Here is a 12,870-nt window from a genome sequence, read left to right as displayed (position 1 = left end):
CAATGAGGACATGCCCGAACCATCCGAGTCGGCTCCGCGCTTCCTCGCACCCGCGCAGGTCGCCGAGCTTCTCTGCATCGAAGTCGATGAAGTCATCGACCTCGTGCAGCACGGACGCCTGCGCGGGTCGCAGCTCGGGTCGCCGGCGCGCTGGCGCGTCGAGGAGTCCAGCCTCGCCGAGTACCTCTCGGAGCAGTCCGAGGAGGCCAGGCGCATGGCACTGTGGCGGCAGGCGAACGAGGCCAGCTTCCCAGAGCTGTGGGGCACCACACCGTATCGACGGGACTGAGACCCCCGCTGGGCACTCGTCATCTCTCTCAGAGCGCGCTGGACGTGCCGTCCTCGATGCGCACCCAGGTGACGGCCGTGAAGGAGACGAGGCGGAAGCCGCGCACCGCCCGCGCCCGACGGGGCTCGTGCGGATCGTGCAGGGCGAGATCCAGGTGATCGGCGCCGGCCCGGTCGATCGTGCCGTGCTGAGGATCCGAGCCGTGCCGGGCGATCGTCACAGGCGTGCGCCGGCGGGCGAGATCGCGCAGCACGAAGCCGAACGTCATCCGCTCACGCAGCCCCGCCGGGGCGGCATCCGATGCGAGCCCGGCGAGAAGGGTGCCGTGGTCGGCGCCGATCGCCTCCACCGCCGTCAGGGGCACCACCCGCATCCGCGCGTCCCCGTCCGCCTGAACGCCGACCCAGTCGGCGCCCGATGGCGCGCAGCGTCGTGTCCCAGCGCTCCCCGCCGACGAGCTCGAGCAGCAGTCGAGGGGTGTCGGCCGCCATGGTGCGCAAGCGCTCATGCAGGGTCAGCTTCGAGATGCGCAGGCGCTCGGACTCGGCATCCAGCGCCGCTCGCTCGGACTCCCACTCCGCAGCGAGCTGACCCTCGAGGTCTTCGAAGAGGTGCTCCCATTCCACCTTTCCGAGGGTAGGCGAGGGGCGGCATCCGGCGGGGAAGTTATCCACAGATCCGAAAAAGGGGGTTTCTCCGCGCGCCGAGCCATGGTTCACTGCAAGGGAAATCGTTACGCGCACTTTTATCTATGAACTGCCACGGGCCGGGGGGAACGCGGATGATGACGACGACGTCGAGTGAGTACTTCGAGCCGCAGCCCACCTCGGCTGCGCAGCTGCCCGACCCGATCCCGCTGCTGCGGAGTCTCACGCAAGGAGCTCTCGAGGTGCTCGCGGGCGTCCGTGACGTCGAGCAGCTGGCGCGCTGGCTCAGCGAGGACGCCTTCCGCGCGCTTGCCGCACGGGCCAACCTCTCCGCCCGTGCCCGCAGTGCGCGCGGCGTCGCTCCCACCAGGCCGACATTCGAGATCCTCTCGATCCGGGAGAGCGCACCCGCCGACGGCATCGTCGAGGCGGTCGTCGTCGTGGCGGGACCGGGCCGCACACGGGCCGTCGCGATCCGCCTGGAAGGGCTCGACAGCAGGTGGCGGGCCAGCTCGTTCGCGGTTCTCTGAGGGCGACGGGTCTCCGCGACCACACGATCGACCCCAGTAGGCTGAACGAGTGTCAACGCTCAGTGATCTCGTCCACGCCCAAGGCATCCTGACCGACGCCGACGTGGAATGGCTCCACCGACTCGCCGGTGACGGTCAGCTGCTCGCCGACCTCGCCTCGGCAGACATCGTGATGTGGATCCAGACCTCCGACGGCTCGTTCGTCGCCGTGACGCATTCCCGACCCAGCGGTGCGGCCACGCTCTTCTACCGCGACATCGTCGGCGAGAAGGTGCGGCCCCAGTGGCGCACGCAGGTGCAGTCCGCGTTCGAGTCCGGCGCGATCGTCGATTCCTCCTCACCGGACTGGTTCGAGGAGATACCGACCAGGGTCCGTGCGGTGCCGATCATGCGCAACCAGGGGGACCGGGTCATCCTGGGCGTCCTGACCCGGCACACGAACCTCGGCGAGGCGCGGATGCCGTCGCGCCAGCAGATCAGCTTCGACGAGTGCGCGAGCGACCTGTTCCGCATGATCACCTCGGGCGAGTTCCCCGACCTCGCAGCTCCCACCGCACCTCGTCGTGGCGCTCCCCGCGCATCGGACGGACTGATTCGACTGGACGTCGACGGTATCACCACCTTCGCCAGCCCGAACGCGCTGTCCGCCTTCAACCGGATGGGCTTCGATGACGAGCTGGAGGGGGAGTCCCTCGCCGAAGTGACCACCAGGATCATCCCGCCCTCGCGGCAGGTGGACGAGTCGCTGCCGGTCGTCGTGACCGGACGTGCTCCTTGGCGCACCGATATGGAGGCGCGCGGCGTGACCGTGTCTCTGCGCGCCATCCCGCTGAAGGACCATGGCACCCGGATCGGTGCGATCGTCCTCTGCCGGGACGTGTCCGAGCTCCGGCATCAGGAGCAGGAGCTGATCACCAAGGACGCCACGATCCGCGAGATCCACCACCGCGTCAAGAACAACCTGCAGACCGTCGGGTCGCTGCTGCGCATCCAGGCGCGCCGCACCCACTCCGATGAGGCGCGCGAGGCACTGACCCAGGCGATGCGTCGGGTGGAGGCCATCGCGGTCGTGCACGACACGCTCGCCAGCGGACTGTCGCAGACCGTCGACTTCGACGAGGTCTTCGATCGGGTGCTCAAGCTCGTCGCCGAGGTCGCCGCAGCGCCCAACACGCGAGCACGCACGCAGTTGGAGGGACGCTTCGGGGTTCTCCCGAGCGAGTACGCGACTCCGCTCGCCCTCGCGCTCACCGAAGTGGTGACCAATGCGGTCGAGCACGGCCTGGCGGGCCGGGAGGGCATCGTGCGCATCGAAGCCGTCCGCACGTCGGAGCAGCTGCGGGTGAAGGTGATCGACACCGGCCACGGTCTCGTCGACGGCAGGGTGGGCCAGGGACTGGGCACCCAGATCGTGCGGACCCTGATCCAAGGCGAGCTCAGCGGCACCATCGAATGGAAGGGCCGCGAAGGCGAGGGCACCGAGGTGACCATCGACATCCCGATGCGGTGGATCACGGCCTGACACGGATGCGAAGAGGCGCCGGCGGGGAGATCCCCGCCGGCGCCTCTTCGTTCAGGTCGGTGTCAGCCGGCGCGGCGCGCGCGAGCCGCACGACGCTTGAGAGCGCGGCGCTCGTCCTCCGAGAGCCCGCCCCACACGCCCGAGTCCTGGCCGGACTCCAGGGCGTACTGCAGGCAGATCTCCGTGACGGTGCAGGTGGCGCAGACGGCCTTCGCCTTCTCGATCTGATCGACGGCCGGACCGGTGTTCCCGACGGGGAAGAACAGTTCGGGGTCGACGGTCAGGCAGGCCGCTTTATCGCGCCAGTCCATTGAGGCTCCTCAGAGTGATGTGTTCGGTGTGGGCGGCCGCAGATGCGGCACTCGAGTTCGGGGACGGATCGGGATTCCGCTACCCTGGTCTTGCGGGCGATTGACCCGCCCCACTCCGATGTGGGAGCACATGGCTTTTACTAGTTTGTTACAGAAACAATCTGAAATCAAGGGTTTTCTGACAACTCTTGGGAGGAGTGCGCGCATGCGCCGTTCCGGACCTGCCGCTTTCGCGGCCGGAGTCCTTGCTCTCGAAGGCGCGGCACTGGCGGTGATCACCCTCGTCGAACTGTTCGCTCTCGGCTCCGGAGACGCGTCGTCGCCGGCCAGTGGGGTGGCGCTGATCGTGCTGACGCTGATCGGCGCGGCGGCCCTGTTCGCCTTCGCCTTCGGAACGCTGCGCCGTGCGTCCTGGGCCCGCTCAGGCGGCATCCTCTTCCAGGTGCTCGCCATCGCCCTCGCATTGGCGTCCCTCAGCATCCAGCCCACGCCGTGGCTGTTCGCGCTGGTGGTCGGCGGCGCAGGCGTCGTCGGACTGGCGCTGCTGATCGCTGCCACCCGCCGCGACGGTGCATCGGACCCCCGTCTTCACAGGCCCGAGCGCGACGACGACTGACGACGCGCGTCAGGCGTCGATGCCGAGGGTCTTGCGCAGTCGCGCCACATGGCCGGTGGCCTTGACGTTGTACTGGGCGAGCTCGATCACGCCCTGCTCGTCGATGACGAAAGTCGAGCGGATCACACCCTCGATGACCTTGCCGTAGTTCATCTTCTCGCCCCAGACGCCGTAGGCCGTGTGCACGGCGTGATCGGGATCGCTGAGCAGCTCGAAGGTCAGTGCGTCGCGCTCGCGGAACTCGCGCAGCTTGGCCGGCTCGTCGCGGGAGACGCCGATCACGGTGTAGCCGGCGCCCTGCAGCGAGGAGATGCTGTCGCGGAAGTCGCAGGCCTGCGTGGTGCAGCCCGGGGTCATCGCGGCGGGATAGAAGTACAGGATGACCTTCCGGCCGCGCAGATCCGCCAGCGAGACGCGGGAGCCGTCCTGATCGGAGAGGGTGAAGTCGGGAGCAGGGGTACCGGGTTCCAGGCGCATGGTGGTCACTCGCTCAGCCTATCCGCCGGATCGCGGCGAGTCTCCGAAGGTCGTGAGCAGGCGCTGCAGCGACTCAAGACGGTCCTTCCCGGTGTCGCTCAGCCGCCCTGCGGCGGCGGCCTCGTTGAGGGCGCAGTCCTCGGCATCCGGCAAGTGCGTGCACCCGCGCGGACATTCCTCGGCGATCTCTGCGAGTTCCGTGTAGGCGGCGAGGATGTTGGCGGGATCGACGTGTCCGAGACCGAACGACCGCACCCCGGGTGTGTCGATGACCCAGCCGCTGCCGTTCGGCGTCGTGTAGCGCAGGGAGACCGTGGAGGAGGAGGTGTGACGTCCGCGCCCGGTGACCTCGTTGACGTGGCCTGTGGCGCGCCCTGCGCCCGGGACGAGAGCATTCACCAGGGTCGACTTGCCCACGCCGGAGTGTCCCACGAAGACCGTCGAGCGTCCGATCAGCTCTGCGCCGATCTCGTCCACCGGCATCTGCCCGCGAGCGCTCGTGAACACCGTGAGGTCGAGACCGTCGAAGTGCGAGAGGAAGGCCGCCGGATCGGCCAGATCGGTCTTGGTGACGACCAGGAGCGGGCGGATGCCGGCATCCAGCGCAGCGACCAGGTAGCGGTCCACGAGACGTGTGCGCGGCTCGGGGTCGGCCGCCGCGACGACGATGAGCATCTGATCGGCGTTGGCGACGATCACCCGCTCGACCTGGTCGGTGTCATCGGCGCTGCGGCGCAGCAGCGAGGTGCGATCCACGAGTCCGACGATGCGGGAGAGCGTGCCCTCGTCTCCGGAGGTGTCGCCGACCACGCGCGCGAGATCGCCGGTGACGATCGGGGTGCGCCGCAACTCGCGTGCCCTCGTCGACGTCACCATGCGCTCGTCGGTCCGGCCCTCGTCGATCAGGACGCTGTAGCGCCCGCGGTCGACGCCGAGGATCCGGCCGATGCGGGCGTCCTCATGGGCCGGGCGGCGCTTGGTGCGCGGTCGGTTGGCCTTCGGGTTGGGACGCGTGCGGATGCTGCCCTCGTCGAACTCCTCGAAGTCGTCGAGCTCATCGTCGTCGCCCAGCCAGCTCACGCGCGGGTGCCCCTCAGCATCCGCTCCCACAGCATCGTGAACTCGGGCAGCGTCTTGGTCGTCGTGCCGATGTCGTCGATCTCGACTCCGGGCACGCGCAGGCCGATCAGAGCCCCCGTGGTCGCCATGCGGTGATCGTGATGCGCGGGCCACGTGCCGCCGTGCAGCGTGCGCGGGATGACGCGCAGTCCGTCCGGCAGCTCCTCGGCCTCGCCGCCGAGGGCCCGCAGGTTTCCGATCAGAGCGGCGATGCGATCGGTCTCGTGCGTGCGGATGTGGCCGACGCCGCGGATCGTGGTCGGGGCGTCGGCGAACGCCGCCAGGCCGACGATCGTCGGGGTCAACTCGCTCGCGGCCGACAGATCGAGATCCAGACCGCGGATGCCGTCGCCGGCGCGGACGGTCAGTGCACCGCCGTGTCGAGTCGTGTGCGCACCCATGGCATGCAGGATGTCGGGCAGCAGGGCGCCTGGCTGGGTGGAGTGCAGCGGCCAGCCGCCGACGGTTACCTCACCGCCGGTGACCAGCGCCGCCGCCACGAACGGCGCGGCATTGGACAGATCCGGCTCGATGGCGACGTCCTTGGCGCGCGGGACGCCGGCCTCGACGAGCCACTCGCCGACCGCGGGGCGCTCGATGCGGATGCCACGACGGCTGAGCGACTCGATGGTCATGTCGATGTGCGGCAGGCTCGGCAGGTGGTCGCCGGTGTGCACCAGGTGCAGGCCGACGTCGAAGCGGGGAGCCGCCAGCAGCAGTCCCGAGACGAACTGACTGGAGTCGGACGCGTCGATCTCGAGACGTCCGCCGCGGATGCGGCCGTGACCGCGGATGGTGAACGGCAGCGACCAGGTGCCCTCGTCGTCGACGTCGACGCCCAGATCGCGCAGTCCGGTGATCAGCGCACCCATGGGGCGGTGCAGCGCGTTCGCGTCCGCCGTCACGTGCACGTCGTCGGAGGCGAGACCGGCCAGAGGGGCGATGAAGCGCATCACCGTGCCGGCCTGACCGCAGTGGATCGTCACCCCGCCGTGCAGGGGAGCGGGCGTGACCCGTAGGTCGGGACCGAACTCGCCATCGGACGGCACCTCCTCGATGCCGACGCCGAGCTGACGAAGCGCCTCGACCATGCGGCGGGAGTCATCGGAGTGCAGCGGTCGCACGAGGAGACCAGGGCCGTCTGCGATCGCGGCGATCATCAGCTCGCGATTCGTGAGGGATTTCGAGCCCGGAATGCTCACGGAGGCGTGCACGGGCAGGTCGCTGCCCGGTGCGATGTACGCACCCCGAGGCGGGGAAGGGGAATACCGTTGAGTGCTCATCGGTTCTTAGCCTAGTGAAGCCCGCGACACGCGGAGAGGGAGGTGACCGATGCAGGCGACGCTGATACGCCGTGAGAGAGACATATCCAGTGCCGACCCACTCGCCCGCCTAGACTGGCCGGTGATGGACGACACAGTATCCGGCGATCCTCGACGCGATTTCGAGGAGCAGGCGATCCCCTTCATGGATCAGCTCTACGCGGCGGCCATGCGCATGACGCGCAACCCGGCCGACGCCGCTGACCTGGTGCAGGAGACCTTCGTGAAGGCGTTCGCGGCATGGTCGTCGTTCTCGCAGGGCACCAACCTCAAGGCGTGGCTGTACCGCATCCTCACCAACACATACATCAACATCTATCGCAAGCGGCAGCGCGAGCCGTACCAGGGCACGATCGACGAGCTCGAGGACTGGCAGATGGGCGGGGCGGAATCCACCACCGCCACGCACAGCCGCTCGGCCGAGGCCGAGGCGATCGATCGCATGCCCGCATCCGTCGTCAAGGATGCACTGCAGGAGGTGCCGGAGGACTTCCGTCTGGCCGTGTACCTCGCCGACGTCGAGGGATTCTCCTACCAGGAGATCGCCGACATCATGAAGACACCCATCGGCACCGTCATGAGCCGTCTGCACAGGGGCAGGCGGATGCTGCGGGAGCTGCTGGCGGACTATGCCGCCGAGCGAGGGATCGCCGGCGCCAGATCGAGGAGCGAGAAATGAGTGACTGCGGCTGTGACAAGGCCCGTCGTGACCTGGAGGAGTACCTCCGCAACGAGGTGTGCAACACCGAGCACACCGAGATCCGCGAGCACCTCGAGAACTGCCAGTCCTGCAAGGACGAGGCGCTCGTCGCCACGACACTGACCGAGGTCATCGCGCGCGCGTGCCGCGAGACCGCACCCGAAGAGCTGCGCGAGCAGGTCTTCGCACGACTGAAGGTCGCACAGGCCTCGTCCCACTGACCGCCCGCTCGTCCCGCCCTGAGTAGTCTGGGCGGGTGACTTCGACAGACGCGCGCACAGTACCCGCAGACGCGACCTCCGCGGAGAGGCTGAAGGACGGCGGGTACGAGTACCGCGTCGTCGACATCTCGGACGAGGACGAGTCGGCCCGATTCGCCCGCGCCACCCAGCGCGGCTTCCTCGGTGCCGAGCCCACGTTCGCGGAGATCACCGAGATGCGGGCCACCTGGGCCGAACGACGCAATGTCGGTGTGTATCCGCAGGGCGCGGAGGCCGACGAGCTTCCCGTCGGCACCGTGAACTCCTGGGTGGCGGACATGACCGTGCCCGGCGGCAGCATCCCCATGTGGGCCATCAGCATGGTCACCGTCTCGGCGACCCACCGACGCCGCGGGATCGCCCGCGGACTGCTCGAGGGCGAGCTGCGCGCGGCGGCTTCGGCCGGGATCCCGATGGCGGGGCTCACGGTCACCGAGGCGACCATCTACGGACGCTACGGCTTCGGCCCGGCGATCCAGGCCGCTCGAGTCGTCGTCGACACCCGGACGGCCGGATGGGCGGCGCCCGCCGCTCCCGGTCGGCTGGAGTACGTGGACAAGGCGCTGCTCGCGATCGACCTCGACGCCGTGCATGAGAGGGCGCGATCCGCGCGCACCGGGCAGATCCCCGGATGGAGTCGCCGCTGGCTCGGCCTGGCGGGGATCACCGCGGACGGCGCCAAGACGGACGCGGCCGTGCGCGGCATCCGCTACCTGGATGCCGACGGCAGGCTGCGCGGTGCGATGTCCTTCAGCTTGCAGGAGCCTCCGAACTCCCACCACAGCACGATGACGATCCGCCACCTGGTGGCGGAGACGGACGAGGCGCAGCGCGCGCTGTGGGGCTTCGCCGTGAACCATGACCTGGTCGACCGGGTGGAGTCCGCATTGCGCCCCACAGACGATCCCATCCTGCACCTCGTGGCAGACCAGCGCTCGGTCGAGGTCGCCCTGCACGATCACGGCTGGCTGCGGCTGCTGGACGTGCCGGCCGCCCTGCGGGGACGTCGTTTCGCGGGACCAGCGGACGTGGTCCTGCGCGTCACCGACCCCTACGGGTTCGCCGACGGCGCCTGGCGCGTCCGCGTGGACGCCTCGGGCGCGGCATCCGTCGAGGAGACGACCGCTGCCGCGGATGTGACTCTGGGCGTGGCGGAGTTGTCGACCGTGTACGCCGGGGGAGTGCCGTTGAGTCAGCTCGCGGCCGCGGGACGCGTCAACGGGGAAGCGGATGCGGTGTCGGCGCTGAGCCATGCACTGCACACCGATCCCGCACCCTTCGTCAGCATCTGGTACTGAGCGTCCGTCGGACAGCAGCGCAGGGAGGCGAGGTGGCCTCCGCCGGAGACGAAGGATGCCGCCCCTCCAAGCGAGGGACGGCATCCTTTCGGTGAGACTCGGGCTCAGCCCAGCGTCAGCGCGGTCTTCAGCAGCTCGACCTGCTCGGTCGCGTGCACCTTCGACGAACCGGTGGCGGGCGACGCCGCGGCCGGACGCGAGACAGCGCGGAACTGACGATCGCCGGGCACATCCTTGAACGCGAGTGCCAGGAACGGCCATGCGCCCTGATTCTCGGGCTCATCCTGCACCCACACGAGCTCGGCGTTCGGGTACGAGTCCGTGATCGCCTTCAGCGCGTCGATCGGGGTCGGGTAGAACTGCTCGAGACGCACGAGGGCGACCTCGGGGTTCGGGTTCTTGTCCAGCTCGCTGCGCAGATCCCAGTGGATCTTGCCGGCGTGCACGAGCACGCGCTTGACGGCAGCGCGGTCCAGACCACGGTCATCGTCGATCACCGGTTCGAAGCGTCCCTGCGTGAAGTCCTCGACCTGACTGGTCGCACCACGCAGACGCAGCATGGCCTTCGGCGTGAACACGATCAGCGGCTTGCGCGGCCGGGCATACGCCTGACGACGCAGCAGATGGAAGTACGATGCGGGCGTCGACGGACGCGCCACGATCATGTTCTCCTGTGCGCACAGCTGCAGGAAGCGCTCCATGCGGGCGGAGGAGTGGTCGGGCCCCTGACCCTCGTAGCCGTGCGGCAGCAGCATCACGACGCCGGACTGCTGACCCCATTTCTGCTCGGCGGCGGAGACGTACTCGTCGATCACCGACTGCGCGCCGTTGACGAAGTCGCCGAACTGCGCCTCCCAGAGCACGAGCGACTCGGTGTTCTCGACCGAGTAGCCGTACTCGAAACCGAGCGCCGCGTATTCGCTGAGCAGCGAGTCGTAGACGAAGAAGCGACCCTGACTGTCGGAGAGGTTGGCCAGCGGGAGCCATTCCTGGCCGTTGCTGCGATCGTGCAGCACGGCGTGACGCTGCACGAAGGTGCCTCGGCGCGAGTCCTGTCCGGCCAGGCGCACCGGCGTGCCCTCGACGAGCAGCGAGCCGAAGGCGAGCAGCTCACCGAAGCCCCAGTCGATGCCGCCCTCGCGGCTCATCGTCTGGCGCTTGTCGAGCTGCTGCTGCAGCTTGGAGTGCACGGTGAACCCGTCGGGCTTGTTCGCGTGCGCGTCGCCGATGAGGTGGATCACCTCGAGCGGGACGCCCGTCACATCCGGGGAGCCGATCTGGTCGTCGACCGGGGTCAGCTCAGGAGCGATCGGCGTCGCGCCGGTCTCGGCGGCGTGTGTCTCGGCGAACGCGACCTCCAGACGTCGCTGGAAGTCGTCCTTCGCCTGCTCGTACTCCTCTTCGGTGATGTCACCGCGTCCGACGAGAGCCTCGGTGTAGAGCTTGCGGACCGAGCGCTTGGCCTGGATGAGGTCGGTCATCAGCGGCTGGGTCATCGACGGGTCATCGCCCTCGTTGTGACCGCGGCGGCGGTAGCAGACCAGGTCGATCACGACATCGCTGTGGAAGCGCTCGCGGTATTCGAACGCGAGCTGTGCGACGTGGATGACCGACTCCGGGTCGTCGCCGTTCACGTGGAAGATCGGCGCCTGGATGGTCTTGGCGACATCGGTGGAGTACACCGAGGTGCGCGAATCGGTCGGCAGCGTGGTGAAGCCGACCTGGTTGTTGACCACCACGTGCACCGTGCCGCCGGTGCGATAACCGCGCAGCTGCGACATCTGCAGCGTCTCGACGACCACGCCCTGCCCTGCGAAGGCCGCGTCGCCGTGCACGAGGATCGGCAGCCAGGCGAAGGTGCCGATGGGCTTGCGGTCCTGCTTGGCGCGGACGATGCCCTCGAGCACGCCGTCGACGGTCTCGAGGTGCGAGGGATTGGCGGCCAGGTGCACGGGCAATTCGGCGCCGTCCTCGGCGATGAAGGTGCCCTCGGTGCCCAGGTGGTACTTCACATCGCCGGAGCCGCGCTGGTTGCCCGGCGTCAGCGAACCCTCGAACTCGCGGAACACCTGACCGTACGTCTTGCCGGCGATGTTGGTGAGCACGTTGAGGCGACCGCGGTGGGCCATGCCGATCGCGGCGCCGTCCAGGCCTGCGCCCGCGGCGCCCTGCAGGATCTCGTCCAGCAGCGGGATCAGCGACTCGCCGCCCTCCAGGGAGAAGCGCTTCTGACCGACGAACTTCGTCTGCAGGAACGTCTCGAAGGCCTCGGCCTCGTTCAGCTTGCTCAGCACGCGCAGCTGCTCGTCGTGGCCGGGCTTGACGTACTTGACCTCGACCTTCTCCTGGAACCAGCGACGCTGGGCGGGGTCCTGGATGTGCATGTACTCGATGCCGAGCGTGCGGCAGTACGAGTCGCGCAGGACGCCGAGGATGTCGCGCAGCTTCATCACGCGCTTGCCGCCGAAGCCGCCGGTCACGAACTCGCGGTCCAGGTCCCAGAAGGTCAGGCCGTGGCTCTCGATCTCGAGATCGGGGTGCGAGCGCTGCACGTACTCCAGCGGGTCGATGTCGGCCATCAGGTGACCGCGCACGCGGTAGGAGTTGATGAGCTCCTGCACGCGCGCCTGCTTGTCCACGCGCTCGGCGAGGTCGACCGCGATGTCCGCGTTCCAGCGGATCGGCTGGTACGGGATGCGCAGGGCGGCGAAGATGTCGTCGTAGAAGCCGCGCTCGCCGATCAGCAGCTCGTGCACCTTCTTGAGGAACTCGCCGGAGCCTGCACCCTGGATGACGCGGTGGTCGTAGGTGCTGGTCAGCGTGATCGTCTTGCCGATGCCCAGCTCGGTGAGCGTCTTGGCGCTCGAACCCTGGAACTCGGCCGGGTAGTCCAGGGCGCCGGCGCCGATGATGCAGCCCTGGCCCTTCATGAGGCGGGGCACCGAGTGCACGGTGCCGATGCCGCCGGGGTTGGTCAGCGAGACCGTGGTGCCGGCGAAGTCGGCGGCGGTCAGCTTGTTGCTCCGGGCGCGGGAGATCAGGTCCTCGTACGCGATGAGGTATTCGCTGAACGACATCGTGTCGGCGCGCTTGATGCTGGGGACCAGCAGGGCGCGGGTGCCGTCGGGCTTGGGGATGTCGACGGCGATGCCGAGGTTCACGTGCGCGGGCGCCACCACCGACGGCTTGCCGTCGATCTCGGCGTAGAAGACGTTCTGGCTGGGGAACTCCTTGAGCGTCTGGATCAGCGCCCAGCCGATCAGGTGCGTGAAGCTCACCTTGCCGCCGCGCGTGCGCGACATGTGGTTGTTGATGACGATGCGGTTGTCGATCATCAGCTTCGCCGGGATCGTGCGCACGCTGGTCGCGGTGGGCACGCTCAGCGACTGGTCCATGTTCGCCGCGAGGGTCTTGGGCATGCCGCGCAGCGGGGTGACCTTCTCCTCGTCAGTGGGAGCGGCCTCCTCCTTCGCCTGCGGCTTCGGCGCCTGGGCGGGGATCGGCGCCTGCTTGGCGGGCTTGGCGGTGGTGCGGGCGACCGGCTGCGCGCCGATCACCGGAATCGGTGCGGTGACGGGGCTGATCACCTGTGCGGAAGCAGCCTGCGGCGATGTCGTCTGCGCGGTGGAATCCGGGGTGTAGTTCTCCAGGATCGGCCACCACTCCTTGTCGACGGAGTTGCGATCCTGCTTGAACTGCACGTACAGCTCGTCCACGAGCCAGGAATTGGCTCCGAACCCCCCGTCGCCGCCGACGCCGGTCACCTGGTTCGACACGCT

Annotated in this window: 14 protein-coding genes; 7 read left to right on the top strand and 7 right to left on the bottom strand. The window is 68.7% G+C overall.

The window, feature by feature from the left end:
- The first annotated feature begins 10 nt into the window (after positions 1–10).
- Positions 11–289 carry a helix-turn-helix domain-containing protein gene (locus QF046_RS04595; protein WP_307366682.1) on the top strand — a complete coding sequence of 93 codons (279 nt, stop codon included), beginning with the start codon at positions 11–13 and terminating at the stop codon, positions 287–289.
- Positions 290–317: 28 nt separating this feature from the next.
- Here the strand turns inward: QF046_RS04595 and QF046_RS04590 are convergent, their stop codons facing one another.
- Together QF046_RS04590 and QF046_RS04585 are read right to left on the bottom strand one after the other, a co-directional pair.
- Complete coding sequence (locus QF046_RS04590; RefSeq protein WP_307366680.1) at positions 318–557, bottom strand: hypothetical protein; 240 nt, start codon at positions 555–557, stop codon at positions 318–320.
- A 4-nt stretch (positions 558–561) separates the two neighbouring features.
- Positions 562–915, bottom strand: coding sequence for a hypothetical protein (locus QF046_RS04585; protein ID WP_307366678.1), 354 nt, complete (start codon positions 913–915; stop codon positions 562–564).
- Positions 916–1,070: 155 nt separating this feature from the next.
- On the opposite strand from QF046_RS04585, the gene QF046_RS04580 reads away from it, so the two are divergent.
- The gene (locus tag QF046_RS04580; protein WP_307366676.1) at positions 1,071–1,466 is read left to right on the top strand and encodes an Rv3235 family protein; all 396 of its coding nucleotides are present in this window, start codon (positions 1,071–1,073) and stop codon (positions 1,464–1,466) included.
- A gap of 49 nt (positions 1,467–1,515) precedes the next feature.
- Entirely contained in the window at positions 1,516–2,988 is a 1,473-nt protein-coding gene (locus QF046_RS04575) for a sensor histidine kinase (RefSeq protein WP_307366674.1), read from the top strand.
- A gap of 62 nt (positions 2,989–3,050) precedes the next feature.
- Here the strand turns inward: QF046_RS04575 and QF046_RS04570 are convergent, their stop codons facing one another.
- A complete protein-coding gene (locus QF046_RS04570) occupies positions 3,051–3,299 on the bottom strand; it encodes a WhiB family transcriptional regulator (protein WP_071641453.1) in 249 nt (82 codons plus the stop codon).
- A gap of 205 nt (positions 3,300–3,504) precedes the next feature.
- On the opposite strand from QF046_RS04570, the gene QF046_RS04565 reads away from it, so the two are divergent.
- Complete coding sequence (locus QF046_RS04565; protein WP_307366667.1) at positions 3,505–3,915, top strand: hypothetical protein; 411 nt, start codon at positions 3,505–3,507, stop codon at positions 3,913–3,915.
- 9 nt (positions 3,916–3,924) lie between these two features.
- Here QF046_RS04565 and bcp read toward each other — a convergent pair whose 3' ends face one another.
- From bcp to aroA, 3 genes are read right to left on the bottom strand one after another with little or no spacing between them, the layout of a single operon-like run.
- Positions 3,925–4,392 (bottom strand): thioredoxin-dependent thiol peroxidase, encoded by a 468-nt coding sequence (gene bcp, locus QF046_RS04560; protein WP_307372706.1) that lies wholly within the window; start codon positions 4,390–4,392, stop codon positions 3,925–3,927.
- Positions 4,393–4,410: 18 nt separating this feature from the next.
- Positions 4,411–5,472 carry a ribosome small subunit-dependent GTPase A gene (rsgA, locus tag QF046_RS04555; RefSeq protein ID WP_307366665.1) on the bottom strand — a complete coding sequence of 354 codons (1,062 nt, stop codon included), beginning with the start codon at positions 5,470–5,472 and terminating at the stop codon, positions 4,411–4,413.
- Entirely contained in the window at positions 5,469–6,794 is a 1,326-nt protein-coding gene (gene aroA, locus QF046_RS04550; protein ID WP_307366662.1) for a 3-phosphoshikimate 1-carboxyvinyltransferase, read from the bottom strand. The genes rsgA and aroA overlap by 4 nt, the downstream gene beginning before the upstream one ends.
- A 49-nt stretch (positions 6,795–6,843) precedes the next feature.
- Between aroA and QF046_RS04545 the strand changes: the two genes are divergently transcribed.
- The 3 genes from QF046_RS04545 to QF046_RS04535 are packed head-to-tail and all read left to right on the top strand — an operon-like array spanning position 6,844 to position 9,091.
- Entirely contained in the window at positions 6,844–7,512 is a 669-nt protein-coding gene (locus QF046_RS04545) for a sigma-70 family RNA polymerase sigma factor (RefSeq protein WP_373425658.1), read from the top strand.
- The gene (locus QF046_RS04540) at positions 7,509–7,754 is read left to right on the top strand and encodes a zf-HC2 domain-containing protein (RefSeq protein ID WP_307366658.1); all 246 of its coding nucleotides are present in this window, start codon (positions 7,509–7,511) and stop codon (positions 7,752–7,754) included. Before QF046_RS04545 ends, QF046_RS04540 begins: the two co-directional genes overlap by 4 nt.
- A 35-nt stretch (positions 7,755–7,789) precedes the next feature.
- Complete coding sequence (locus QF046_RS04535; protein WP_307366656.1) at positions 7,790–9,091, top strand: GNAT family N-acetyltransferase; 1,302 nt, start codon at positions 7,790–7,792, stop codon at positions 9,089–9,091.
- Positions 9,092–9,195: 104 nt separating this feature from the next.
- Here the strand turns inward: QF046_RS04535 and QF046_RS04530 are convergent, their stop codons facing one another.
- Positions 9,196–12,867 carry a multifunctional oxoglutarate decarboxylase/oxoglutarate dehydrogenase thiamine pyrophosphate-binding subunit/dihydrolipoyllysine-residue succinyltransferase subunit gene (locus QF046_RS04530; protein ID WP_307366654.1) on the bottom strand — a complete coding sequence of 1,224 codons (3,672 nt, stop codon included), beginning with the start codon at positions 12,865–12,867 and terminating at the stop codon, positions 9,196–9,198.
- Positions 12,868–12,870: the final 3 nt, after the last annotated feature.

It is taken from the genome of Microbacterium sp. W4I4 (assembly GCF_030816235.1).
In the GTDB taxonomy this organism is placed as follows: domain Bacteria; phylum Actinomycetota; class Actinomycetes; order Actinomycetales; family Microbacteriaceae; genus Microbacterium.
This window is presented reverse-complemented; position numbering and strand designations above follow the sequence as displayed.